The sequence below is a fragment of the Loktanella gaetbuli genome, from assembly GCF_020531945.1.
In the GTDB taxonomy this organism is placed as follows: domain Bacteria; phylum Pseudomonadota; class Alphaproteobacteria; order Rhodobacterales; family Rhodobacteraceae; genus Loktanella; species Loktanella gaetbuli.
Map to the genome: position 1 here is coordinate 553640 of NZ_JAJATZ010000001.1, position 25189 is coordinate 578828.

The 25189-nt window shown below is 63.1% G+C and carries 27 protein-coding genes; 7 read left to right on the plus strand and 20 right to left on the minus strand.

Annotated features, from left to right (window positions below; genetic code table 11):
• Positions 1–14 precede the first annotated feature (14 nt).
• The 12 genes from LGQ03_RS02800 to LGQ03_RS02855 form a co-directional block, all read right to left on the minus strand.
• Positions 15–356, minus strand: coding sequence for a hypothetical protein (locus LGQ03_RS02800; protein WP_226747147.1), 342 nt, complete (start codon positions 354–356; stop codon positions 15–17).
• A complete protein-coding gene (locus tag LGQ03_RS02805; protein WP_090159563.1) occupies positions 353–1591 on the minus strand; it encodes an NADH-quinone oxidoreductase subunit D in 1239 nt (412 codons plus the stop codon). Before LGQ03_RS02805 ends, LGQ03_RS02800 begins: the two co-directional genes overlap by 4 nt.
• Entirely contained in the window at positions 1588–2223 is a 636-nt protein-coding gene (locus LGQ03_RS02810) for an NADH-quinone oxidoreductase subunit C (RefSeq protein ID WP_090159564.1), read from the minus strand. Before LGQ03_RS02810 ends, LGQ03_RS02805 begins: the two co-directional genes overlap by 4 nt.
• Positions 2220–2690: a hypothetical protein gene (locus LGQ03_RS02815; protein WP_226747148.1), complete on the minus strand. Its 471-nt coding sequence runs from the start codon at positions 2688–2690 to the stop codon at positions 2220–2222. The genes LGQ03_RS02810 and LGQ03_RS02815 overlap by 4 nt, the downstream gene beginning before the upstream one ends.
• The gene (locus LGQ03_RS02820; RefSeq protein ID WP_056034579.1) at positions 2690–3223 is read right to left on the minus strand and encodes a NuoB/complex I 20 kDa subunit family protein; all 534 of its coding nucleotides are present in this window, start codon (positions 3221–3223) and stop codon (positions 2690–2692) included. The genes LGQ03_RS02815 and LGQ03_RS02820 overlap by 1 nt, the downstream gene beginning before the upstream one ends.
• A gap of 122 nt (positions 3224–3345) precedes the next feature.
• Positions 3346–3711, minus strand: coding sequence for an NADH-quinone oxidoreductase subunit A (locus LGQ03_RS02825; RefSeq protein WP_090159566.1), 366 nt, complete (start codon positions 3709–3711; stop codon positions 3346–3348).
• Between the two features lie 120 nt (positions 3712–3831).
• Positions 3832–4488 carry a glutathione S-transferase family protein gene (locus tag LGQ03_RS02830; RefSeq protein ID WP_226747149.1) on the minus strand — a complete coding sequence of 219 codons (657 nt, stop codon included), beginning with the start codon at positions 4486–4488 and terminating at the stop codon, positions 3832–3834.
• Positions 4485–6407: an acetyl-CoA carboxylase biotin carboxylase subunit gene (locus LGQ03_RS02835; protein WP_226747150.1), complete on the minus strand. Its 1923-nt coding sequence runs from the start codon at positions 6405–6407 to the stop codon at positions 4485–4487. Before LGQ03_RS02835 ends, LGQ03_RS02830 begins: the two co-directional genes overlap by 4 nt.
• Positions 6408–6411: 4 nt before the next feature.
• A complete protein-coding gene (locus LGQ03_RS02840; RefSeq protein WP_319004442.1) occupies positions 6412–7971 on the minus strand; it encodes a carboxyl transferase domain-containing protein in 1560 nt (519 codons plus the stop codon).
• A complete protein-coding gene (locus tag LGQ03_RS02845) occupies positions 7968–8471 on the minus strand; it encodes a lysozyme inhibitor LprI family protein (RefSeq protein WP_090159570.1) in 504 nt (167 codons plus the stop codon). The genes LGQ03_RS02840 and LGQ03_RS02845 overlap by 4 nt, the downstream gene beginning before the upstream one ends.
• Positions 8468–8755, minus strand: coding sequence for a hypothetical protein (locus LGQ03_RS02850; protein ID WP_226747151.1), 288 nt, complete (start codon positions 8753–8755; stop codon positions 8468–8470). Before LGQ03_RS02850 ends, LGQ03_RS02845 begins: the two co-directional genes overlap by 4 nt.
• Positions 8752–9915: an isovaleryl-CoA dehydrogenase gene (locus LGQ03_RS02855; RefSeq protein WP_226747152.1), complete on the minus strand. Its 1164-nt coding sequence runs from the start codon at positions 9913–9915 to the stop codon at positions 8752–8754. The genes LGQ03_RS02850 and LGQ03_RS02855 overlap by 4 nt, the downstream gene beginning before the upstream one ends.
• Before the next feature lie 100 nt (positions 9916–10015).
• On the opposite strand from LGQ03_RS02855, the gene LGQ03_RS02860 reads away from it, so the two are divergent.
• Positions 10016–10471 (plus strand): CreA family protein, encoded by a 456-nt coding sequence (locus tag LGQ03_RS02860; RefSeq protein WP_090159573.1) that lies wholly within the window; start codon positions 10016–10018, stop codon positions 10469–10471.
• A 131-nt stretch (positions 10472–10602) separates the two neighbouring features.
• On the opposite strand, the gene LGQ03_RS02865 is transcribed toward LGQ03_RS02860, so the two are convergent.
• Positions 10603–11346: a helix-turn-helix transcriptional regulator gene (locus LGQ03_RS02865; RefSeq protein ID WP_226747153.1), complete on the minus strand. Its 744-nt coding sequence runs from the start codon at positions 11344–11346 to the stop codon at positions 10603–10605.
• A 102-nt stretch (positions 11347–11448) separates the two neighbouring features.
• On the opposite strand from LGQ03_RS02865, the gene LGQ03_RS02870 reads away from it, so the two are divergent.
• Positions 11449–11829, plus strand: coding sequence for a RidA family protein (locus LGQ03_RS02870; protein WP_226747154.1), 381 nt, complete (start codon positions 11449–11451; stop codon positions 11827–11829).
• A gap of 86 nt (positions 11830–11915) precedes the next feature.
• On the opposite strand, the gene LGQ03_RS02875 is transcribed toward LGQ03_RS02870, so the two are convergent.
• Positions 11916–12434: a hypothetical protein gene (locus tag LGQ03_RS02875; RefSeq protein ID WP_226747155.1), complete on the minus strand. Its 519-nt coding sequence runs from the start codon at positions 12432–12434 to the stop codon at positions 11916–11918.
• 98 nt (positions 12435–12532) lie between these two features.
• Entirely contained in the window at positions 12533–13204 is a 672-nt protein-coding gene (locus tag LGQ03_RS02880) for an HAD-IA family hydrolase (protein WP_226747156.1), read from the minus strand.
• Between the two features lie 121 nt (positions 13205–13325).
• On the opposite strand from LGQ03_RS02880, the gene glmU reads away from it, so the two are divergent.
• Positions 13326–14678, plus strand: a complete 1353-nt coding sequence (gene glmU / locus LGQ03_RS02885) for a bifunctional UDP-N-acetylglucosamine diphosphorylase/glucosamine-1-phosphate N-acetyltransferase GlmU (RefSeq protein ID WP_226747157.1) — start codon at positions 13326–13328, stop codon at positions 14676–14678.
• Position 14679: 1 nt separating this feature from the next.
• The gene (gene glmS, locus LGQ03_RS02890; RefSeq protein ID WP_226747158.1) at positions 14680–16503 is read left to right on the plus strand and encodes a glutamine--fructose-6-phosphate transaminase (isomerizing); all 1824 of its coding nucleotides are present in this window, start codon (positions 14680–14682) and stop codon (positions 16501–16503) included.
• A gap of 80 nt (positions 16504–16583) precedes the next feature.
• Here the strand turns inward: glmS and LGQ03_RS02895 are convergent, their stop codons facing one another.
• The gene (locus LGQ03_RS02895) at positions 16584–17060 is read right to left on the minus strand and encodes a D-galactarate dehydratase (protein WP_226747159.1); all 477 of its coding nucleotides are present in this window, start codon (positions 17058–17060) and stop codon (positions 16584–16586) included.
• A gap of 85 nt (positions 17061–17145) precedes the next feature.
• Here LGQ03_RS02895 and moaA point away from each other — a divergent pair, with 85 nt between their 5' ends.
• From moaA to LGQ03_RS02910, 3 genes are read left to right on the plus strand one after another with little or no spacing between them, the layout of a single operon-like run.
• On the plus strand, positions 17146–18150 hold the full coding sequence (moaA, locus tag LGQ03_RS02900; protein WP_226747160.1) for a GTP 3',8-cyclase MoaA: 1005 nt from the start codon (positions 17146–17148) through the stop codon (positions 18148–18150).
• The gene (locus tag LGQ03_RS02905; RefSeq protein ID WP_226747161.1) at positions 18150–19418 is read left to right on the plus strand and encodes a 3-deoxy-D-manno-octulosonic acid transferase; all 1269 of its coding nucleotides are present in this window, start codon (positions 18150–18152) and stop codon (positions 19416–19418) included. Before moaA ends, LGQ03_RS02905 begins: the two co-directional genes overlap by 1 nt.
• Entirely contained in the window at positions 19415–20455 is a 1041-nt protein-coding gene (locus tag LGQ03_RS02910) for a glycosyltransferase family 4 protein (protein WP_226747162.1), read from the plus strand. Before LGQ03_RS02905 ends, LGQ03_RS02910 begins: the two co-directional genes overlap by 4 nt.
• A 74-nt stretch (positions 20456–20529) precedes the next feature.
• Here the strand turns inward: LGQ03_RS02910 and LGQ03_RS02915 are convergent, their stop codons facing one another.
• From LGQ03_RS02915 to LGQ03_RS02930, 4 genes are read right to left on the minus strand one after another with little or no spacing between them, the layout of a single operon-like run.
• Positions 20530–21693, minus strand: a complete 1164-nt coding sequence (locus LGQ03_RS02915; RefSeq protein WP_226747163.1) for a M20 aminoacylase family protein — start codon at positions 21691–21693, stop codon at positions 20530–20532.
• A 52-nt stretch (positions 21694–21745) separates the two neighbouring features.
• Positions 21746–23086: an NAD(P)/FAD-dependent oxidoreductase gene (locus LGQ03_RS02920; RefSeq protein ID WP_226747164.1), complete on the minus strand. Its 1341-nt coding sequence runs from the start codon at positions 23084–23086 to the stop codon at positions 21746–21748.
• Positions 23083–24249, minus strand: coding sequence for an acetylornithine deacetylase (gene argE / locus LGQ03_RS02925; protein WP_226747271.1), 1167 nt, complete (start codon positions 24247–24249; stop codon positions 23083–23085). Before argE ends, LGQ03_RS02920 begins: the two co-directional genes overlap by 4 nt.
• 44 nt (positions 24250–24293) lie before the next feature.
• Positions 24294–25097 (minus strand): glycosyl transferase, encoded by an 804-nt coding sequence (locus LGQ03_RS02930; protein WP_090159586.1) that lies wholly within the window; start codon positions 25095–25097, stop codon positions 24294–24296.
• Positions 25098–25189 lie beyond the last annotated feature (92 nt).

Sequence of the window (25189 nt, forward strand, 5' to 3'; positions counted from 1 at the left end):
CGTCAGAGGTCGGATCAAATGCAGCGGTCGCTTACCACACGGATGGAACTGTCGCCAGAGACCTCGACCCGGCCCTCGCTTTCGAGTTGCGGAATAAGCGATCCCAGCTCTGCCTGGCTGATCGTGGCGTCATTCAGAACGGCACCGGCGTTGGCAGTGGTCAGCTCGCAGCCATTGGCCTCGATGCCCTGCACCAGACGTTCCTTTGCGGTCAGCAACGCGGGCTGCTGGATCGTGGGTGGCGGGGCCACGCGGTCCATCGGATCAGCCGGCATGTTGTTGCCCAAACGCGGGATGCCAGGTGAACAGGCGGCCATACCGGCCAATGCGGTCGCTGCGATAACAAAGCGGATCATCTGTCAATTTCTCCGAAAACGACGTCCATCGTGCCGATAATCGCGGCGACGTCCGCCAGTTGGTGCCCTTTGGCGACATGATCCATCGCTTGCAGGTGCAGGTAACCCGGCGCGCGCAGTTTTGCGCGATAGGGCTTGTTGGTGCCGTCAGCCACCAGATACACGCCGAATTCGCCCTTGGGGGCCTCGACCGCGGCGTAAACCTCACCTGCGGGCACGTGGAACCCTTCGGTGTAAAGTTTGAAGTGGTGGATCAGGCTTTCCATGTCGGTTTTCATCTGACTACGTGTCGGCGGGGTCATTTTACCGCGGGCCATCACGTCACCCTTTTCCACGCGCAGCTTTTCGCAGGCCTGACGCATGATGTGGATCGACTGGCGCATCTCTTCCATCCGGCAGAGGTAGCGATCGTAGCAATCGCCGTTCTTGCCGACAGGGATCTGGAATTCAAATTCGTCATAGCATTCATAGGGTTGCGCACGCCGCAAATCCCACGCAAGGCCGGATCCCCGCGCCATCACGCCAGAGAATCCCCACTCCTGGATTTCCTCTTCGGTCACGATGCCGATGTCGGCATTACGCTGCTTGAAAATCCGGTTTTCGGTCAGCAATCCGTCGATGTCGGCCAGCACGCGCGGGAAGTCCTGACACCAGGTGTCGATATCCTCGACCAGCTGGTCGGGCAGGTCCTGATGCACGCCGCCGGGGCGGAAATAATTGGCGTGCAGACGCGCACCGCAGGCGCGTTCGTAGAACACCATCAGTTTTTCGCGTTCCTCGAATCCCCACAGCGGCGGCGTCAGCGCGCCGACGTCCATCGCCTGTGTGGTCACGTTCAGCAGGTGCGACAGGATGCGGCCAATCTCGGAAAACAGGACACGGATCAGCTGTGCCCGGCGCGGCACCTCGGTCTTGGTCAGCCGTTCGATGGCCAGACACCAGGCGTGTTCCTGGTTCATCGGACTGACGTAATCCAGCCGGTCGAAATACGGCAGGTTCTGCAGGTAGGTCCGGCTTTCCATCAGCTTTTCGGTGCCACGGTGCAGCAGACCGATATGCGGATCGCAGCGTTCGACGATTTCGCCGTCCAGTTCCAGCACCAGACGCAACACGCCGTGGGCCGCAGGGTGCTGCGGACCAAAGTTGATGTTGAAATTGCGGATTTGCTGTTCACCCGTGCGCGCGTCCGTGGACCCGTCGTCGTAGGTGTTTACACGAATATCACCGTCCATCATTTCGCGGCCTCCTTGGCCTTTTCGTCGCCGGGCATGATATATTCCGCCCCCTCCCAGGGGGACATGAAATCAAACTGGCGGTATTCCTGCACGAGGCTCACGGGTTCATACACGACGCGCTTTTGCTTTTCGTCATAACGCACCTCGGTGTAGCCGGTGGTCGGGAAATCCTTGCGCAGCGGGTGGCCGCGGAAACCGTAGTCGGTCAGCAGGCGCCGCAGATCGGGATGGCCCGAAAACAGGATGCCGAACATGTCGAACACTTCGCGCTCGAACCAGTTGGCACTGGGGTGCACGGAAATGATCGACGGCACCATGTCCTCTTCGCGGATGTCGACCTTCAACCGGATACGCTGGTTCTGATACATGGACAGAAAATGATAGACGACTTCGAACCGCTTGGGCCGCTCGGGGTGGTCGACGGCGGTGATATCGACCAGTGTCGAAAACTTGCACGCCGGATCGTTCTTCAGAAACTCGACAAAGCCCACGATGTTCGCCACCGCGACCTTGATCGTCAGTTCACCAAAGGCCACGTCCCAGGACAGCACACAGTCATTGCGTTTCAGTTCCAGGTGCTGGCCCAGTTCGCTCAGGGCTTGGGTCTGCGCGTTTGCAGGTGTCTGGCTCATGATAGGTTGCACTCCATCGCGGATGTGAGGTTTGTCCAGCCGCCGCCCATGACACGGACGTCGTTGACGTATTGATTGCCCTGCGTGTCCGCCACGTCGATCGTGACAGCGGCCAATGTGCCACGGTCTGCAGATACCGGCGGCGTGGGGGCGTAGAAACTGAAATCGCGGCTTTCGCCGGGGGCAATCGTATCGGGGATGTACGATCCGATATCATCGCTCAGGACGATTTCGCCAGCGACACTGAAATCCCATGCGATGCGGATGCCGTTGATGGGCCAGTCCAGATCGTTCCTGACGGTAACCGCGATACGATGCGTTCCCGCTTCGGTCTGCACCAGCGCCGCATTCTGCAACGGCACCTGTGCTGCCAGACAGGCCCGCCGGGCATCATGCGCGGCACCGGCCTGCACTGCCACCGGGACCAGCGACACGGTGGTCGCGGACAGTATGGCCGCACGCAGCATCAGCGAACGATTGTTCCGGTGCGGCGGATCTTGCGCTGCAATTGCAGGATACCGTACAGCAGCGCCTCGGCCGTTGGCGGGCATCCGGGTACATAGATGTCGACCGGCACGATGCGGTCGCATCCGCGCACGACGGAATAGCTGTAGTGATAATAGCCGCCGCCATTCGCACAGGACCCCATCGAGATCACATAGCGGGGTTCCGGCATCTGGTCATAGACCTTGCGCAGCGCGGGGGCCATCTTGTTGGTCAGGGTTCCGGCCACAATCATCAGGTCGGACTGACGCGGGGACGCCCGCGGCGCTGTGCCGAACCGTTCCAGATCATAGCGCGGCATCGAGGTGTGCATCATCTCGACCGCGCAACAGGCCAGACCGAATGTCATCCAGTGCAGCGATCCGGTGCGCGCCCAGTTGATCATGTCCGCCGTCGAGGTCACGAGAAACCCCTTGTCGGTCAATTCCTTGTTCAGGGCCTGTGTGCCGACCTCGCGGTCGAAACCCGCATCGTTAACACCTGTCGCGATACCCATGGTCGCTCACTCCTGCCAGTAAGATCGTGCTGGGCACCCTCGCCCGTCATCCTTGGACCTATGACCGGCGCTGTCAGAGGTCAAGGCGACACCCTGTCCCGCACCAGCCGCATGGGCCGGGATCACTCCCAGTCCAGCGCGCCCTTTTTCCATTCGTAGGCAAAACCTGCGGTCAGCACCGCGAGGAACACCATCATCGACCAGAACGCCGTCATCGAGATATCCTGAAACGCCACCGCCCAAGGAAACAGGAACGCCACCTCAAGGTCGAAAATGATGAACAAAATCGACACGAGGTAGAAACGCACATCGAATTTCATCCGTGCGTCGTCAAAGGCATTGAAGCCGCATTCATAGGCCGACACCTTTTCCGGGTCCGGGTTGCGCACGGCAACAACGGCAGCTGCCAGTATCAGGATCAGCCCCAATGCAATGGCAAGACCCAGAAAGATCATGATCGGCAAATATTCGGACAGCAGAAATTCCATTGCGGAACGCCCCTTTGGCTTGCGGGCCACTGGCCCGGTTGGTTGGCAAGGGTTTAGTCCGCTGCCGGGACAGGGTCAACTGCACCCGCCGCGCAAATTCCATGCAGACCGTCGCACGACCTAGCTGTCCGGCAATGGCCAGGGGTCATAGAAATCCTGCGGATAAAATAGATCGGCGTCCTTCATCGCCACGCCCCATGCGGGCCGCTGCGACAATCGGTCGATCCAGTCTGCAACATGGGGAAACGGATCAAGCCGCACGAATTTCTGCCCCATGCCCACGGCCTGTGCCACGCCGATATCGGCGGCGGAAAACGTGCCCAGCATGTAGTCCCCCTGCGCCAGAACGTCCTCCAGCACGCCGATGGTCTTGGCCAGACGCTTTGATTCCAGCTGCATGATGATCGGGCTGCGCATGTGGTCCTCGCGCAGCATCAGGTGCTGCTGGGTCAGATTTGCGCAGTGCTGGCTGATCGTTTCGGCGTAATGCACCCATTGCAGCCATTGCGCCCGCTGCGCGTGGCCTGCAGGCCTGCCCAAGCTGTCGGGCGAAAACCGTTCGCACAATACCTCGGCGATGGCCCCGCTCTCGAACAGGGCAACACCGTCGATTTCCAGCGCAGGCACACGGCCTGCGGGATTCAGCGACAGGTAGCCCGGTTCGCGCAGGCTCTTGTCCAGCGCGTAGTTCACCAGCGTGTAATCCACGCCCAGCTCTTCCAGCAGCCACAGGGTCCGGACCGAGCGCGTGCCGGGGCTATGGTGCAGACGGATCATGACGGTTCCAGCGTGATCAGAGTGGCCTTTGCCTTGACCTGATCGCCGGGGGCTGCGGTGACGCTGGCGACGATCCCGTCACGCGGCGCGCGCAACACGTGTTCCATCTTCATCGCCTCGAGGACGACCATCCGCGCGCCCTCTTGAACACTGTCACCGACCGCCACGGCGACCGATTGCACCAGACCCGGCATCGGCGCCAATACGGCGTCGCCGCCCGCGCCCGCACCCCTGCGCGCCAGCGGATCGGGATGGTCAAAGGTCACGGGATCACGACCGAACACAGTGATCTGCCGCGCGTGGACCGCGACCTGCGGCATGCGCATACCGTCACAGGTCCAACCGTCCGCGACCCGGCGCAGCATCACCGTCTCGCCCGCAACCTCTGCCGCGATCCCGTCGCGCTGAACGGTCAGCGCAACCTTCAGATCGGCCTCGGCCAGTCGCAGGTTCACCAGATGGCGCAGGGGCTGCCACAGCGTGAAACCGCCGTGTGGCACCACTGCATCCAGACCCGCGGCATGAACGGCAGCCAGCGCCGTATGGGCCGCCGTCGGCACGACCGCCGCCGTCAGGTCATCGTGCCGCGCGATCAACCCGGTATCGACACGCCCTGCCACGAAATCCGGCTGCGCCGCCAGCCGCTGCAAAAACCCCAGGTTTGTCACGCAGCCCGCGACCTGCGTGTCGGCCAGCGCCCGCGACAACCGCCCCAATGCTGTTGCCCGGTCAGGGCCATGGCAGGTCACCTTGGCGATCATCGGATCATACCAAGGCGAAATTTCTGATCCGGCCGCGACCCCGCTGTCGATCCGGGCATCAGCGGGGAACTGCAAATGATCCAGCGTGCCTGTCGCAGGCAGGAAGCCCGCTGGCACATCCTCTGCGTATAATCGCGCCTCGAACGCATGGCCGGTAATGGTCAGATCGTCTTGTACACAAGGCAGCGGCGCACCTGCCGCCACGCGCAACTGCCAGTCGACCAAATCCACGCCGGTGATCGCCTCTGTCACGGGGTGTTCGACCTGCAAGCGCGTGTTCATTTCCATGAACCAGAACCCGTCGGGGCGCAGCCCGCCTGCCCCGTCCACGATGAATTCCACGGTGCCTGCACCCGCGTAGCCGATCGCGCGGGCCGCAGCCACCGCCGCATCGCCCATCGCGGCGCGCACCTGCGCGGTCATGCCGGGCGCTGGTGCCTCCTCGATGACCTTCTGGTGGCGGCGTTGCAACGAACAGTCGCGCTCAAAAAGATGCACCGCATCGGTGCCGTCGCCAAAGATCTGCACCTCGATATGGCGCGGCTGCTGGATGTATTTCTCGATCAATACCCGCGCGTTGCCGAATGCCGTGCGCGCCTCGGCCTGCGCGCTGGCCAGCGCCTCGGCGAAATCGCCCGGACTTTCGACCAGTCGCATCCCCTTGCCGCCACCGCCTGCGACCGCCTTGATCAGCACCGGATAGCCGATGTCAGCCGCCTGCCCGGCCAGATGATCCGCATCCTGATTGTCACCCTGATAGCCCGGCACGACCGGCACGCCGGCATCGGCCATCAAAGTCTTGGCCGCGTCCTTGAGTCCCATCTTGCTGATCGCATCGGCACTGGGACCGATGAACACCAGCCCCGCATCCACCACTGCATCCACGAAATCGGGGTTTTCGGACAGGAATCCATAGCCCGGATGGATCGCCTGCGCGCCCGTGTCCCGTGCCGCCGCAATGATCAGATCACCGCGCAGATAGCTGTCGGCCACGGGCGCAGGCCCCAGCCGCACGGCGGTATCGGCCATGCGCACATGCAGCGCGTCTGCGTCGGCGTCGGAATAGACGGCCACCGTTTCAACACCCAGCGCACGCGCAGTTCGGATGATCCGGCAGGCAATTTCGCCCCGGTTGGCGATCAGGAGACGGGTGAACATGCGATTACATCCTGAACACGCCGAAACGTGTCTCCTCTACGGGCGCGTTGCAGCTTGCGGCCAGCGACAGGGCCAGCACGGCGCGACTGTCGCGCGGGTCGATCACACCGTCGTCCCACAGCCGGGCCGAGGCATAGAGCGGGTGCGACTGCCGTGCGAACTGATCGATCGTCGGCTGTTTGAATGCGGCCTCCTCGGCGGCGGACCACGCCTCTCCGCGGCGTTCCTTGGCGTCGCGGGTTACGGTCGCCAGCACGCCCGCCGCCTGTTCGCCGCCCATGACGGCGGTGCGCGACGTAGGCCATGTCCACATGAAATCAGGTGAATAGGCGCGCCCCGCCATGCCATAGTTGCCCGCCCCGTAGCTGCCACCGACAACCAACGTGATCTTGGGCACGCGGGTCGTCGCCACAGCTGTCACCATCTTGGCCCCGTGGCGTGCGATCCCTTCGTTTTCATACTGCTGACCCACCATGAACCCGGTGATGTTTTGCAGGAAAATCAGCGGAATTTTCCGCTGGCTGCACAGTTCGACAAAATGCGCGCCCTTTTGCGCGGCCTCGGAAAACAGCACGCCGTTGTTGGCGACAATCCCGCAGGGCCAGCCGTCGATATGGGCAAAGCCCGTGACCAGCGTGTCCCCGAACCGGGCCTTGAACTCATCAAAATCCGACCCGTCCACGATGCGGCGAATGACCTCGCGAATGTCATAGGGCGTGCGCAGATCGGCAGGCACCACGTCGAACAGGGTCGCCGGGTCCTCGACGGGTGGACGGGGTGCGATCCTCTGAACCGTGCCGTGATCACCCAGCGCACAGGACGCCACCGCCTGCCGCGCAAGGGCCAGCGCATGGGCATCGTCCTCTGCCAGATAATCCGCCACACCGGACAGGCGCGTGTGCACGTCGCCGCCGCCCAGATCCTCGGCGCTGACGACCTCGCCGGTCGCGGCCTTGACCAGTGGCGGACCAGCCAGAAAGATCGTCCCCTGATCGCGCACGATGATCGACACATCCGCCATCGCGGGCACATAGGCCCCACCCGCCGTACAGGACCCCATCACGACAGCGATCTGCGGAATCCCCGCCGCCGACATATTCGCCTGATTGTAGAAAATACGGCCAAAGTGGTCGCGATCGGGAAACACCTCGTCCTGTTGCGGCAGGTTCGCCCCGCCACTGTCGACAAGGTAAACGCATGGCAGACGGCAGGCGGCCGCGATTTCCTGGGCGCGCAGATGCTTTTTCACGCTGATCGGGAAATAGGTGCCGCCCTTTACCGTGGCATCGTTGCAGACGACCATCACCTGCTGGCCATGCACCCGCCCCACGCCCGCGATGACACCCGCGCCGGGGGCCGCATCGTCATACATGCCGTGCGCCGCTGTCGCCCCGATTTCCAGAAACGGCGCACCCGGGTCCAGCAGTCCCGCGACCCGGTCGCGCGGCAGCATCTTGCCCCGGCTGACATGACGTTCGCGCGACCGCGCCCCGCCGCCTGCCGCCGCCGCAGCAGCCGCGTGTTTCACCAGCGCCAGCGCCTCTTCATGTGCCTGTCGTGTCACTGTAAACCGTCCATCCCATCGCGCAGCACAAAGGTCTGTTCTGCCGTCAAACCCATCAGGCACTGGATCGTGGCCGGTCCACCGCCGGTCCCCCCGCCCCATTTCGCCCTTTCGAAATCGCACCGCGCATCGCGGTAGCCGATCCATGCGCGTTGCATGTCGCGCAGCGCATCGGATTGGACGGGCAGGTTCATCCCCTCGGATGCGGCGAATGCATCGCTTTCGGTATAGATCACCATCAGCGCGGCATAGGCCTCGTTCAGGGCGTCATCCCAGAATTGCCGTTCCCGGTCGAAGCAGCCGCCCATGCCCACGGTCGTATCACCGCCGGGCGTGTCGACCATGCAGGCACCGGCAGAGGCACCGACACACCCCAGACGATCCAGCCCGGTGACGGTCGCCAGACAGGCCTCGGTCGCCGCGTTGGAATAGACCAGATCCTGTGCGGTCGCAGCCGTGGCCCCCGACAGCGCCAGGGCACAGATCAAGACAAATTTCATGTGTCGGGTCCTCCGGTATCGCGGATCAGTCCGCCGCGCGGTCCTGCGGGATAGACGAAGCTGTCACCACCCGGGTGGGCGCAAATGACGGTCAGACGCACATCACCCACACCCGGCGTCGCCAGACAATCGGTCATGGCCGCACCCGCTGGCGCCTCTGACACATAGCGGGCAGCATAGCGCGTGATGATATCCGTCTCGGTCACCGGCTGGCCCAGTTGGAACCCGACGTATCCCACCGCGAGCGTCAAGGCCGCCATGGGCAGGAACAGCAACCTGTTCACACCATCGCCTTCATCAATTCGCGCCCCACCAGCATCCGGCGAATCTCGGATGTGCCGGCACCAATCTCCATCAGCTTGGCGTCGCGGAACAGACGGGCCACGGGCGCATCGGCCATGAAGCCCGCACCACCCATCGCCTGCACCGCCTGATGCGCCTGCACCATCGCTTGTTCTGACGCATACAGACAGCAGGCCGCTGCATCCTGCCGCGTGACGGTGCCACGATCACAGGCGCGCGCAACCTCGTAGACATAGGCGCGGGCCGAATTCATCGCCGTGTACATATCCGCGATCTTGCCCTGCATCAGCTGGAACGACCCGATGGGCTGTCCGAATTGCTTGCGCTGCGCGAGATAGGGCATGATTTCATCCAGACAGGCGGCCATGATGCCCAGCCCGATCCCCGCCAGCACAACGCGTTCGTAATCCAGCCCGGACATCAGCACGGCCACGCCGCGCCCTTCTTCGCCCACCACGTTGTCGAACGGCACCTGCACATCGTCGAACACCAGTTCCGCCGTGTTCGATCCGCGCATCCCCAGCTTGTCGAAATGCGCGCTAGTGCTGAAACCGGTCATGTCCTTTTCGATCAGGAACGCGGTGATCCCCCTGGACCCCGCGTCGCGGTCCGTCTTGGCATAGACCAGCAGCGTATCGGCATCCGGCCCGTTGGTGATCCAGTATTTCGTGCCGTTCAGACGGTAATGATCGTTCCGCTTTTCCGCCGTCAGGGTCATGGACACGACGTCCGACCCCGACCCCGCCTCGCTCATCGCCAGTGCGCCCACATGTTCGCCACTCACCAGCTTGGGCAGGTATTTCGCCCGCTGCGCGTCGGTCCCGTTCAGCTTGATCTGGTTCACGCACAGGTTGGAATGTGCACCATAGGACAGGCTGACCGAGGCACTGGCGCGCGCGATTTCCTCGATCGCGACCGTATGCGCGAGGTAAGACATGCCCGCCCCGCCGTATTCCTCTGGTACCGTGACACCCAACAGGCCCAGATCACCCATTTCGCGCCACAGCGCGGATGGAAAAGCGTTGTCGCGGTCAATGTCGGCGGCCATCGGTTTGACACGGGTCTGCGCCCAGTCGTGCACCATGTCACGCAGGGCGTTCACATCCTCGCCCAGATCAAAAGTCATCGACGCGTTGAACATGACCTGCCCCTTTATTGAACACTTGTTCAATTCCTAATCCAGCGCCCCCACTCCGGTCAAGCGCCTTGCCCTTTTCACCCTGCACCATATGTCGCACCTCATGAAACATATTCTCACCGCTGCCCTGCTCGCCCTGCCCGCAACCGCCCATGCAGAAGAAGTCGGCAAGGTCGGCGTCGACTGGGTCGGCAACGACATCATTATCGAGGCGCTGACCGACCCCGAGGTGCAGGGCGTCACCTGCCACCTGGCCTATTTCGAACGGTCGATCATCGACCGTCTGTCCAACGGAAACTGGTTCGAGGACCCGTCAAACGCGTCCATCGCCTGCCGCCAGACCGGACCCATCGTGATCGGGGACATCGACCGCAGCGACGACGGCGAAAACGTGTTCCGCGAACGCCAGTCCGTGTTGCTGAAATCACTGCGCGTCAAACGCATCTTTGACGAGGCGAACAACACCCTGATCTACGTGGCCCACGCGACAGAGCTGACCCAGGGGTCCGCGAAAATGTCGATCTCGACCGTGCCGCTGTATGTGCCGGTGGCCGAGTAAGCGTTCTGTGCAACGCATCTGACATCAGTGTCATTGCGGTAATTTTAGGTGCCTGACAGCCTATGAACTGAAGCCAATCATTCGGGTCGCAGCGTATGACCGGTTTGAACCCAATGTTTCGGATGCTGCACTTAGCACGAATGACGGCTTCGACGCTCCGGCTGCAGTGCGTCGTAAGGACAGACATCATCTTCGAACGGAACATGCCGACGGCGAAAGCTTGTAGTCGGAACCGCTTCCGGGTCGCTGGTCCTGTCCATGCGGAAATGCCGGAAATCGTCGCGAGCAGGGTCCCAGCCAACGAGATACCATAGGGGTGGCAGGATCAGCATGGCTTGTGGTTCCACCTGCCGCTCGGTCTTGCGTCCTTTTGCATCTCTATAGTCGAACCTGATCAAGTGCCGGCCCAGAAACGCCGTCTCAAAGGCTCCAAGCAGGCCGGGGTCCATTGTCCCCATGTCCGACAAATCCTGCAAAGGTGACAGCTGGCCGATGTGCAGGCACTCCAAAAACGCGCGTAAGTCTTTCACCTTGTCCGACGGCAAGGCCTTTTCGATCTTGGCTAACCCCGCGTCGGCAAGTTCGGAAAAGGGTAGATTCCCAGCGGCTCGCATTGCCGCGACGCTGATCAGCAGCGCGAACACTTCGGGCACGGACAACTTGGCGCGTGTCTGCATCGATTGAGGGTCAAGCTGGAGGCCGCCGCCGCGGCCGACGTCGGAGTGGATCACATAGCCTTCGTCCCGCAGTGCGCCGATATCGCGCAAGACGGTCCGGCGCGAGGCACCAACCTCTTCGGCCAGTGCATCAACAGTGGATGTGCCGTTGCGGCGAAGGCTGCGCACGATGGCGTCATGTCTGAGTCTCACGTTCATATCTCGACCCTATCACAATTAGTGACAATATTTGGCACTATTTCGTCCTACACCGATTCCAGCAACTGAAAACAAGGAGATTGCGACATGGAACGGACGGCAGTGAACCCCTGGGACTGGTCGATCAAGCTGGGCTACAATCAGGCCGAGGTGATCGGCGGCGCGACGCGGCAGGTGATTTGCGCGGGGCAGACCTCAGTAGACGAAAATGGCGCCCCTCAGCATCCAGGCGATATGCGCGCGCAGATCAGCCTGACGCTCGACAATCTCGAAGCCGTCCTGAAACGCGCAGGGATGGACCTGAGCAATGTGATCAAACTCGGGGTCTATGCAACAGATGTAGACGAGGCGCTGAAGAACTTCGACCTGATGGGCATGCGGTTCGGGCCCCATCAGGTTGCCCCGCCCATGACACTGTTGGGTGTGACACGCCTCGCCATTCCCGGATTGCTGTTCGAGATTGAAGCGACTGCAGCGGCCTGACGCACGCCAAAGCGGCCATTGAAGGAACAAATGCCAATGGCCGCCTTGTCTCGCTCAGCGGACGAAGCTGCCCCCCTCTGACCCGCTCACCGCCTTACCCCATACGCCCGCAAATCCAGCACTGTGAAATTCTCGCGCTCGTCCCTGGTCAGCGGGTAGCGGCGCAGCAGCGCCTCGTGTTCACCGCGCACCCGCGCACCCCAGTCGCCGCGCAGGTGATCCATCAGACGGCAATGCGCGTCGATCCATGTGCTGCGCGAATAGGTGTCGGTCCCCAATTGCGCGACCAACCAGCCCGGCAGCCAAGCCCCGATCGGCGCAATCCAACCGGGCACGGTCGTCTTGCGGGCCGACTGTTCGCAGGCCATCGCCATCCGCCTGGTCTGCAGGCGCAGCAGTTGATACACGACCTCGTAGCCATCCATCGTCTCGCGGGACACTTCCGCCCCGTCGGCATCCACAACCAGCGTATAGGCCGGCCCGTTGCCCTCGACATGGGGGGTGCCGTCACCACGCGGCACGGCGTCCAGCGTCCAGCCCTCATCAGGCTGTTGCAGCCGGGCCAGCATGGCGCGGACCTCTGCCTCGATCTCGGAACGCGTCATGCCACCCACCGCCAAGACCGTTGGCAGGACCGTTGCGCGACCGAGACGTTGAAACATTCCCCCATGGTGGCAGAGTGTTCCGGATATTCCGTGCAGCGTCAACGGCCTAACAGTTGCACCGCCACATCGTCCAGTTCGGCGTAGCTGTGCAGCGCCACGTCATGCGCCATATCCAGCACACGCGCGCCCGCAGGACCAAAGGACACCAGAACGATGGGCACCCCCGCCGCACGTGCCGTATCGCGGTCGGTCTGGGTATCGCCAATCAGAAAGGCGCGCGTCGGATCGCCGCCCGCGCGCGAGACTGCCTCGAAAAACGGTGCGGGATCCGGTTTGCTGACGGTCAAGGTATCAGCTGCCACCACCGCATCAAAATGGTCCCTTGCGTCCAGTGCATCCAGCAACAGATCCGTCAGGTGGCCGGGTTTGTTGGTGCAGATCGCAACACGAAAGCTCGCCGCACGCAGCCGAGAAATCGCATCCAGCGCACCATCGTAGAAATAGGTATGACTGGCGATATCCCGCGCATAATGATCCAGCAGCGGCTGATACTGCGCGTCCACATCCGCCTCGTGGTCGCCCTCGCCCCTGATCCGCGCAAACCCCAGCCGCAGCATCGCCCGTGCGCCGCGCACCGCCGTGTCCCCGTCCGCCGCTGCATCCAGGGGGGCCGCATGACCCAGATCGGCAAAGCAGGCATTCGCCGCCGCAATCAGATCACCGCTGGTATCGGCCAGCGTCCCATCCAGATCAAAAACCACACAGCGCATCGGCCACTCCTGTCATCGTGGCCATATTACCGACCGTAAAGCTTTGTGACAGTCGCCTGTCTTGTGCGCTCTGCCCTATCAGCTACAACGCGTCCAGTTTGAAGTGGAGCGTAAAGTCCAGATGGCAACCGCATTGATCGTCCTCGCCGCAGGCAAAGGCACCCGCATGCAGTCCGACCTGCCAAAGGTGCTGCATCCCATCGGGGCGGCCCCCTTGCTGCTGCACGCGCTGTCGGCAGGTGGTGCGCTGGACCCCGACCGCACCGTCGTGGTGGCCGGTCACGGTGCCGATCTGGTGGAAAAATCCGCCCTCACCTTTGACGACCGCATCACGGTAGTGCGCCAGACCGAACAACTGGGCACCGCGCATGCTGTCGCCCAGGCCCGTCCTGCGCTGGACGGTTTTACAGGCGATGCCGTAGTGCTTTATGGCGATACACCTTTCATCACGGGTGAAACGTTAGAGGCGATGATCGCCGCCCGCGCCGATCACGACGTCGTGGTGTTGGGCTTTCGTGCCGCCGATCCCGGTCGCTACGGGCGGCTGGTCATGGACGGCGACGCGCTGTCAGCCATTGTTGAATTCAAGGACGCGGATGACGCCACCCGGGCCATCGACCTGTGCAATTCCGGCGTCATCGCCGCCGACGCGGACACACTGTTTTCCCTGATCGACGCGGTGGGCAACGACAACGCCAGCGGGGAATACTACCTCACTGATATCGTGGGCCTCGCCCGCGCGCGCGGTCTGTCCGCCACCGTCGTCACCTGCGACGAATCCGAAACACTGGGCATCAACACCCGCGCTGAACTGGCAAACGCCGAGGCCGCGTTCCAGACCCGGATGCGCGCACAGGCGCTTGAGGACGGTGTCACGATTCCAGCCCCCGACACCGTGATTTTTGCCCACGACACCTATGTCGGCGCTGACGCTCTGATCGAACCCTACGTTGTCTTCGCCCCCGGCGTAACGGTCGAAAGCGGTGCCACCATCCGCGCCTTTTCCCACCTCGAGGGCTGCCATGTCAGCCGTGGCGCCGTTGTCGGCCCCTACGCGCGCCTGCGCCCCGGTGCGGAACTGGCCGAGAACGCCAAGGTCGGTAATTTCACCGAAATCAAGAACGCCACGCTGGCCGAAGGGGCCAAGGTCAATCACCTGTCCTACATCGGCGACGCGGCCATCGGCGCGCGTGCCAATATCGGCGCAGGTACGATCACCTGCAACTACGACGGCGTGTTCAAATATCGTACCACCGTGGGCGACGACGCCTTTATCGGATCGAACACCATGCTTGTCGCGCCTGTCACCGTGGGCGACCGTGCCCTGACCGGGTCCGGCTCTGTGATCACGCAGGACATTCCGGCCGAGGCGCTGGCTATCGCACGTGCCCGTCAAATCAACAAACCGGGCCTCGCGCGGCGGCTGATGGACAAACTCAAGGCCCTCAAGGCCGCCAAGACAAAGGACCACTGACATGTGCGGAATCATCGGTGTGCTGTCCAGGCATGAGGCCGCCCCTCTCCTCGTCGAGAGTCTCAAGCGGCTGGAATACCGCGGCTACGACAGCGCGGGTATCGCTACGATCAACAACGGCACACTCGAACGCCGCCGCGCCGTGGGCAAACTTGTGAACCTTCAGGATCGGCTGGTGCATGAACCGCTGGCCGGCAAGGTCGGCATCGGCCACACCCGTTGGGCCACGCACGGTGTCCCGAACGAGGCGAACGCCCATCCGCACCGCGCTGCGGGCGTCGCCGTCGTCCACAACGGCATCATCGAGAATTTCCGTGAATTGCGGGCGTTTCTGGCCGAAAACGGCATCAGCTATTCCACCGACACGGATACCGAAACCATTGCGCTGCTGGCGCAATACTACCTCGACCTTGGCCACAGCCCGCGCGACGCCGCCCGCGACACCATCGCCCGGCTCGAAGGTGCCTATGCGGTCTGCTTTCTGTTCGACGGCCAGGACGACCTGTTGATTGCCGCGCGCAAGGGCAGCCCGCTGGCTGTCGGCTACGGTGACGGTGAAAACTTCATCGGCTCGGACGCGATCGCACTTGCCCCGATCACGGACCGCATCAGCTATCTGGATGAGGGCGACTGGGTCATTCTGACCCGCACATCCGTCGAGATCCGCAACGCCGCAGGCGAACAGGTCAGCCGCCCCATCCGCAAGATCGAAGGCGGGTCCGCCGCCACCGACAAGGGTGGCTACAAACACTTCATGGCCAAGGAAATCGCCGAACAGCCCACCGTGCTGCAAGGTGCATTGGCCAACTATATCGCGCCGGACGCCGACGCCGTGACACTCCCTGATCCGGGCATCGACTTTGCCCAGATCGAACGCCTCACGATGGTCGCTTGCGGCACGGCCTATTACGCCTGCATGGTCGCAAAATACTGGTTCGAACAGATCGCCCGCCTGCCCGTCGAAATCGACGTGGCCTCCGAATTCCGCTACCGTGAACCACCCGTCACACGCGGGACAGTGGCCCTGTTCGTTAGTCAGTCGGGGGAAACCGCCGACACGCTGGCCGCCCTGCGCTACATGGCCGGCAAGGCGGAAAAGATCGTATCGGTCGTCAATGTCGCCGAAAGCTCGATCGCCCGCGAAAGCGATCTTGCGCTGCCGATCCATGCGGGTGCCGAAATCGGTGTCGCTTCGACCAAGGCGTTCACCTGCCAGCTGACCACCCTCGCACTACTGGCCCTCAAGGCCGCAAGCGACCGCGGTGAAATCGACGCCGCAACCCTGAACACGCACCTGGGACAATTGCGGCAACTTCCCGGCATCCTGAACACCGCCCTCGGAATCGAAGACAACACCCGCGCCATCGCCGCCGACCTGGCAGAGGCCCGCGACATCCTTTTCCTGGGCCGCGGGGCCATGTATCCCCTCGCCCATGAAGGTGCGCTGAAACTCAAGGAAATCAGCTACATCCACGCCGAAGCCTATGCCTCCGGCGAATTGAAACACGGCCCCATCGCCCTGGTCGACGCCCATGTCCCCGTGATCGTCATGGCACCGACCGACCCGCTGTTCGACAAGACCGTCAGCAACATGCAAGAGGTCATGGCCCGTGGCGGCAAGGTCCTTTTGATCACCGACGAACAAGGCGCGAAAACAGCCTCCGACGGCGTCTGGAAAACCTTGATCCTGCCGAAGATCGACCCGTTCCTGGCACCGATCCTCTACGCGATCCCGGCGCAACTGCTGGCCTACCATACCGCCATCGCCAAAGGCACCGACGTCGACCAACCCCGCAACCTCGCGAAATCAGTCACCGTCGAATAGGTTTTCTTCTGGTCAAAAATATCCTGGGGTATGGGGCAAAGCCCCAAAAAGGGTGGGCGGGTGGGCCCGCCCGCCCAGATTTACCGGCGCGACACGGTCACTTCGGCGATCTCCGTCAGTGGGATTTCCAGCACGCGCATCGCGGGCAGTGACATTTCACTGCCCGACCCGACGGTGCCGCCCGACGGGCGCAACTCCACGTTGGCCTCGTTCGACCTATAGGCCACACGCCCCGGTGTCAGCGCTGTCACCAGCGGCGTTTTCAACCAGATCCCCGGATCGGCAGGCGACCCCAGCGTCACCAGCGTGGTGCCCAGTTCAGCGGACACCGGCGTCGTAACCTCCAGCGCCTCGGCCTTGTCTTCTTCCGTTGTCGTGTCGAAATCATCGACCGTGGTTGCGGCCGCTGGCGGCGGCGGCGGCGGCGTGGGGTCCAGCGTGGCGACCGGCGCCGTCGCTGGCGTCGCACCGGGCGCAGTTGCAGGGGCTGACGCCGGGACCATCATGGCCTCGCAGGCGGACAGGGCGATGACGGGGATCAGGAATAAAGCTTTCATGCGTTGCAAGATACGTCATGCCGCCCGCGTGACAAGGCCAAGTGCAATGCTTGCGCGCAGCGCCGCCGGCCCTTAGGTTCGCCTCATGAATGCACCGTTGATCGACCCTTTCGCCCGCGCCATACGCTACCTGCGTGTTTCCGTCACGGACCGTTGCGATTTTCGCTGCGTCTACTGCATGTCGGAGAACATGACGTTCCTGCCGAAAAAGGAACTGCTCACGCTCGAGGAACTAGACCGCATGTGCAGCGCCTTTGTGCGCCTCGGCGTGGAAAAGCTGCGGATCACCGGCGGCGAACCACTGGTGCGCCGGGACATCATGACGTTCTTCCGCTCCATGTCGCGGCACCTCGACAGCGGCGCGCTCAAGGAACTCACGCTGACCACCAACGGCAGCCAACTCGCGCGCTTTGCAGATGACCTCTATGCCTCCGGCGTGCGCCGCGTGAACGTCAGCCTTGATACGCTGGACGAGGCGAAATTCGCCCGTGTGACCCGCTGGGGCCGCCTGCCGCAGGTCCTGCGCGGCATCGACGCCGCCCAAAAGGCCGGTCTGCGGGTCAAACTCAACGCCGTCGCGCTCAAGGATTTCAACGAGGACGAGCTGTTCACGCTCACAAGCTGGTGCGCCAGCCGCGACATTGACCTGACCTTCATCGAGGTCATGCCGATGGGCGACATCGGAAACGAGGACCGCATCGGCCAGTATTGGTCGCTGAAGGATCTGCGCAGCCAGTTGGCGCAGAATTACACCGTCACGGACCTGCCATTGTCCACCGGCGGCCCCGCGCGCTATGTCCGGCTGGAAGAAACCGGCCAGAAAATCGGTTTCATCACGCCGCTGTCCCATAATTTCTGCGAATCCTGCAACCGCGTGCGGATCACCTGCACCGGCGAAATCTATACTTGCCTCGGTCAAGAGGGTCATTCCGACCTGCGTGGCCCGCTGCGATCGTCCGAATCCGACGCCGTGCTGGAGGACGCGATCCGCGCCGCCATCGCGCTCAAACCCAAGGGCCACGATTTCGACTATTCCCGACAAGAGGTCGACGGTCAGGTGTCCCGCCACATGAGCCATACTGGCGGCTGATGCGCCCGCCGCTTCTGCTGCGCGCCTATGCCGGGTTCGCGTCCCTTGCGGTGCCCGTCTTGCAGCGCAGGCTGATCCACAAACTGACAGATCAGGGCGTCACCAACGCCCGTGCGCGCGAACGCACCGGACACGCCACGCAACCCCGTCCGGACAGCACCTTGATCTGGTTTCACGGGGCTTCCGTCGGCGAAACACTGTCAATCCTGCCGCTGATCGACGCGCTGCACGCACAGCGCGCCGACCTGACGGTCCTCGTCACCTCTGGCACCGCGACATCAGCCGAGATTCTGGCGCGCCGCCTGCCCGCCCGTGCAATCCACCAGTTCGCGCCACTGGATAGCCCCGCCGTCATGCGCCGTTTTCACGCGCAGTGGCGACCCGATCTGGCCGTGCTGATCGAATCGGAATTCTGGCCCAACATGATCCGATCCTGCGCAGACCGCGCCGTGCCGCTCGTGTTGCTGAACGCCCGGCTGTCCGACCGCTCCGTCAAACGCTGGCGTCAACTTGGCGCGCCCGCCCGGTGGTTGCTGGATCAATTCGCACTGATCGTGGCCCAGACCGAGGCCACGGCGCAGAACCTGCGCAGCCTGGGTGCAGCACGTGTTCAGGTAGGTGCAAACCTCAAGGCCGCAGCACCACCTGCACCCGATAACCCTGCCTTGCGGGCCGAAATGGAAACCGCACTTGCAGGTCGCCACCGCTGGCTGGCCGCTTCGACCCATGCAGGCGAAGATGCGCCACTCCTTGATGCGCATGCTGCCCTGCGCCAGCAGCATCCTGACCTGTGCCTGATCCTTGCACCGCGCCACCCTGACCGCGCGGATGAAATCGCGACCCTCGCCCGACAGCGCGGCCTGACCGTCACGCGCCGCAGCGCCGGGGACGCACCCACCGCTGACGTCTACCTTGCCGATACGCTAGGCGAGATGGGGACATGGTATCGCCTGTCGCCTGTCACCTTCATTGCCGGATCATTCGGCGATGCTGGCGGTCACAACCCGTGGGAGGCCTGCACAGGCACCGCCATTCTGCACGGACCAAAGGTTGCGAATTGCGCAGCAGACTATGCCACGCTGAACGGCGCAGGCGGCGCGCGCGCCGTGACACCGGACACATTGGCCTGGTCCGTGAATGATCTGCTGACCGGCAACGCAGCACAGGCCATGGCCACCGCCGCGATTGCCTGTAAACAGGCGCAGGGTGACGGCACCGCCGACCTCGCCCGTCGCCTGCTGTCGCTGACCAAGGACCACGCCCCATGACCGACGCCAACACCGTGCAGGTGATCGCCCCGAACCTGAAAAAGCGGTATTCCGGTGTGACCTCGACCGTGCTGCGGCTGGTGCCGTTGCAGGCCAAGGACATCGCCATTGCAAGCGTGGGGCCGAAGCTGCCGCCGGAAATCCCGCAGATCCGCATCCGCGATCTGTTCACCATGCGCCGCCGCCCCCGCGTCTGGCACGCCCGTCGCAACAACGAGATGCTGGCCGGCCTTGCGTTGAAACACATCCTGCGCCAGCCGCTGAAACTGATGTTCACATCCGCAGCACAGCGCGATCATTCGGGCTATACCAAGTGGTTGATCGGCAAACAGGACGCATTGGTCGCGACCTCTGCCCGGTCCGCGTCATTCCTGAGGCGCGACGCGCAAGTGATCCACCACGGCATCGACACCGATCATTTTTGCCCTGCCGATGACCGCGCGGCCCTGCGCGCGCGGCTCAACCTGCCTGTGGACGCGACATTGCTCGGCTGCTTTGGCCGCATCCGCCCGTCCAAGGGCAATGACCTGTTCATCGACGCGATGATTGCCCTGCTGCCGCGATTTCCACATGCCCACGCAGTCATGATGGGTGGCGTCACGGAACACTTCAAAGGTTTCATGGACGACCTGCGCGCCCGTGTTGCCGCATCAAGCGTGGCCGACCGCATCCATATCCTGCCAGAGGATCCCGGCTGGACCATCGCCCCGTGGTTTCAGGCCATCGACCTCTATATCGCGCCGCAACGCAACGAAGGATTCGGCCTGACCCCGCTCGAGGCGATGGCTTGCGGCGTGCCCTGCATCGCCACCCGCACGGGCGCGTTCGAAGAGATCGTGGCGGACGGCGAAACCGGCACCCTGATTGCGACCGAAGACTACCCGGCGCTGGAACAAGCCATTCAATCGGCCCTTGCCGATCCGGACACCCTCAACCGCTGGTCTGCCAACTGCCGTCCGCGCGCCATAAACGGCTTTCGCATTGCGGATGAGGCGGCACGCCTGATCGCGATCTACCGCGACCTGCTGCGAAGCTGATCTGCCGGGGATGGGGGCGCTGCCCCCGGACCTGCGGTCCTCCCCCGGGATATTTTCAAAACAGCGATTGCCCGTCAGGCAGCCGGCATCCGGCGTTCCACGATTTCGGCCCACCAGGAACATCCCGCCGGGATCACGGCATCATCGAAATTGTATTCCGGGTGGTGGACGCTGGCCGTGTCGCCGTTGCCCACGAGGATATAGGCACCGGGGCGTTCCTCGAGCATGAATGCGAAATCCTCGCCGCCCATGACAAGGGGCGCATCATCGCAACTGCCGGCCACCGCCCGCGCCACGTCGGCGGCAAATGCGGTCTGTTCGTCGTGGTTCACCATACAGGGATAGCCCTTGTGGTAGGTGACATCGGCCTGCGCGCCGAAAGTGGCTGCCGTCCCTTGGCAGATCGCTGTCAGCCGTTGTTCGGCCAGTGCGCGCATCTCGGCGGACATGGTGCGCACGGTGCCGCGCAGATGCACCCGCTGGGCGATGACGTTGTAGGCCTTGGACGAACTCTCGATCGAGGTGACGGAGACCACCACCTGATCGACCGGGTCCGCGTTACGGCTCGCGATGGATTGCAGCGCAGTCACGCAATGCGCGGCGACAAGCGTGCTGTCCACGGTTTCATGCGGCTTGGCGGCATGCCCGCCCTTGCCTTCGATCACGACGTCGAACTGGTCGGTGGCGGCAAAAAAAGCGCCTGGCCGGATGGCAAAGCTGCCGATGGGACGACCGGGCCAGTTGTGCATGCCGTAGACCTCCTGGATGTTCCAGCGATCCATCAGACCGTCCTCGCACATCTCGCGTCCGCCACCGCCGCCTTCTTCTGCGGGTTGGAAAATGACAACAACGGTCCCGTCGAAGTTACGGGTCTCTGCCAGGTATTGCGCGGCCCCCAGCAGCATCGCGGTATGTCCGTCGTGGCCGCAGGCGTGCATGGCACCCGGCGTCTTGGACGCATAGTCCAACCCGGTCGCCTCATGGATGGGCAGCGCATCCATGTCAGCGCGCAAGCCGATGACTTTGCCCGATTTATCGCTGTTGCCCTTGATGACGCCGACGACCCCCGTCCGACCTATTCCGGTCACCACCTCGTCACAACCGATCGCGGTCAGGCGGTCGGCCACAACCTGCGACGTTCGGTGTGTTTCGAACAGGATTTCGGGGTGCTGATGCAGATCACGGCGAATCGCGGTGATGTCGTCGTGCAGTTCGGCAAAGCGGTTCTTGACGGGCATGATATGTCTCCTTTGGGTTGATCCTGTCACCCCGGCGCAGCCCCTGCAAGCATCACAGGTTCGGTCCCAGCACCAAGCGCGAACCATCGCTGAACCGCGACAGGCGAAAGCGGCTGATATCGTGGCCTGCGTCGTTGCCTTGCGCCAGATCCGCAACGATACGCCCCATCGCAGGTCCGATGCCGAACCCGTGGCCGCACATGCCGGTGCAGATGGTCAGGCCCGGAATGGTGTCCGCATGATCCACGACCGGCACGACGTCCGGCATCACATCGATCATCCCCGCCCAGGCCTGCGCGATCCTCACCTCGCCCAAGCCAGGAAAGGTCGCGGCAAAGTCGCGGGCCAGCCGTGTGATCCTGGCTGCGTTGGGCCGCGGGTCGAGGACACGCATCGCCTCGAACGGGCTGGCACGGTCGCCGGACCAGTTCCGCGGCGTTCCCCATGCATCCGGAAACCCCTTTGGTGCGAATGGCTTGTAAGACGTACCCAGCGGATCCTTGATCAGCTGCCGCGCAAAGCCGCCAAAGGCACGAAACGCGTCCGGCCCCACGAACAATTCGTGAAATCCCGCAGGGGCAAGGCTAAAGCCGCCGTCGCTACGCTTGCGCCAAGCCAGCCGGTCATCGACGGCCCCACCGGGGTTCACATCCCCCAGCGGCACGGTCGCAGCGACCGTTGCCCGTACCGAGAGTTGCGGAATGCTGATCCCGTGGTTGCGCAGAAACAGCGACGACCAGGCCCCACCGGCCAGGACGACGCTCTTGCAGGCGATCAGTCCGACCTCGGTCACCACACCAGTGACACGTCCGCCGGACAGATCAAGCGTCCTTGCGGCGCAATTCTCGATGATGACTGCACCCGCATCCCGTGCCGCGCGGGCAAAGGCGGGGACCGTCACCCAGGGTTCTGCGCGGTAATCGGTGGGTGTCCACAACGCCCCGGCCCAGCGACGTGCGGCACCGGGTATCTGATCTGCCACCTGATCCGAGGTCAGCAGCCGCGACGACACCTGATAGGGGGCTGCCTGCGTGATCCAATCGGCATAGCGCGCCATATCGGCGGCATCCTTGGCCAGATACAGCGTTCCGGTCTGCGCAAGGCCCACGTCGCCCGCCTCTGACGCCAGACGGGGCCACATGGCCTGCGATTCCAGCATGATCGGCAATTCGGCGATGTCGCGGCCCTGTGCGCGAATCCAACCCCAGTTACGGCTGGATTGTTCGCCCGCGACACGCCCCTTTTCCAGCAGGACACAGGGGATGCCTGCGCGGGCCAGTTCCCACGCCGTCATCACGCCGATGATGCCGCCGCCGATGACCACGACCTCGGTCTGGTCAGGCAGGTCTGGCGCAAATTGCTGCGGGGTTGCCGCCGTGACCGGCCCCATCATCGCGCCAGATCGTCGATCAGACGCGCGATGAACGCCTCGCCTTTGGCGAATTGGTCGCAACTGATGAATTCATTCGGCTGGTGAGCCTGGGCAATGTCACCCGGTCCCACGACGCAGGCCGAATAGCCGCGTTCCTGAAACTGACCCGCCTCGGTGCCGTAGCTGACGACATGGGTGGCATTGTCGCCGGTCAGCCGGCGCGCCAGCGCCTCGGCCCGGCCTGCGGTCTCTGGTGCCAGTCCCGGCAGGCCGAAATATTCATCGACCGTGATCCGGGTCGTCGGCTGGATGGCTTGCATCTCGGCCTCGATCCTTTTGACTTCCATCAGGAAAAGCTGCCGCCAGTGATCGACGTCCTCGCCCGGAACCACACGAAAGGTCATGTCGAACCGGCAGTTCTTGGCGGTGATGTTATGCGCGGTGCCACCTGCGATTTCGCCCACATGCGCCGTGGTATAGGGTGGATCAAAAGCCGCGGCGAGCGAGCTGGGCGTGGCCTGCGCGCGTTCCGCGTTCAGCCGGTTGGCCCAATCGATCAGACGCGCGCCCTGCATGATCGCGCTGACGCCCTCGTGGATGCGTGAGGAATGGATTTCAAACCCCTGAACGTGAACGGAAAATCCGATCCCGCCCTTGTGCGCGGTGACCACCTGCATCATCGACGGCTCGCCCACCAGCACGGTATCCGCACGCGGCAGACCGTGGCTGACCATGTGGTCGATCATCGGCGGCGCGCCCAGGCAGCCGACCTCTTCGTCATAGGACAACGCGATCTGCAACGGCCGCTTGATCCCGCGCGCCAGAGCCAGCGGTACGGCCGACAACGCCAGCGCATCAAACCCCTTCATGTCGCAGGTGCCGCGCCCAAAGAGCCGCCCGTCGCGTTCCGTCACCACAAAGGGGTCGGTGTCCCAGGTCTGCCCGTCAACCGGCACCACATCGGTATGTCCCGACAGCACGACGCCACCATCGACCGCTGGGCCGATATGTGCATAAAGCGCGGCCTTGGTGCCGTCCGCATTCGGCACCCGGACAGGTTCCACACCATAACCGCGCAAGTAATCCTCAACGAAATCAATCAGGTCCAGGTTGCTATCCCGGCTGATGGTGGGATAGCTCACGAGGCGATCCAGCAAGTCTCTTGCGGTCAGTGTCATGGGGATGCTCCGGTCTGGTCAGGACATCCTGAACCCGGCCCCGGACATATTCAAGGCCGCCAGTGATCGCCCACCCACGGGGCCGGACGGATATAATGCCGCAGATAACGCCAAATACTGCCGGACCGATCACGCTGGCCGATCGCGCGCAGATGCGCCAAAGGACTGCGCGGGGGGACGGCATCGCTCCACCGTCCTTCAATCGCGTCCTGCGGATTGAGGTGCCCGGCAAAGATGACGATCCGCGCGCCCTTGGGCAGCTTTGGCGGCAGAAAATAGTTCAGCGGAAACGGCCTGCGGCAGTCGCGCCGGAAATGGGCCACCCATCCGTCAGGAAAGAATTTCACACCGCCGGGCGCGTTGCGGGTCACGAACCGCTGTTCATAACGGTATTCCTCGGCGATGCCCTGCGGGTCGGTCTTGAACAGGTCCTGCAACGGTTTCAGCCCACCCGCCATGAACCGAAACACCGACGTCTGACCCAGTTTTTCGAAAACGACCACCCGGTTGCGCGTCAAAATCACGTCCTCCGGCGCACCGGCCTCAAAGAACGAATCCAGCGATCCGGTCACGATCACATCGAGGTCCAGAAACAAAACCGGGCCTTTTAAATCGCCCAAAGTTTCGCCCCAAAGGCGCGATTTTGGCCAGATCCCCGTCTTGGCCTTCGGAATCTCGTAATCAATCTTGGGCAGCGGCTGGCAGTCGACTTCTGCGCGAATATTTTCGGAATTGTCGCAAAAACACGTGAAACGAAAAGGCGGCGTGATGTTTCGCGCAACCATACCATACAGGCGATTGATATAGGTCGGCCCGTATTTCGTGCCCCAATTGATACATATCACTTGCTTCATCTCGCGCCCTCGCCTGCGGTTTGTGCCCTTATCGCGCGACAGGCCTCCCGTGACCAGCCACCCGATCCGCCTCCACGTCAAGCAACCTTTGG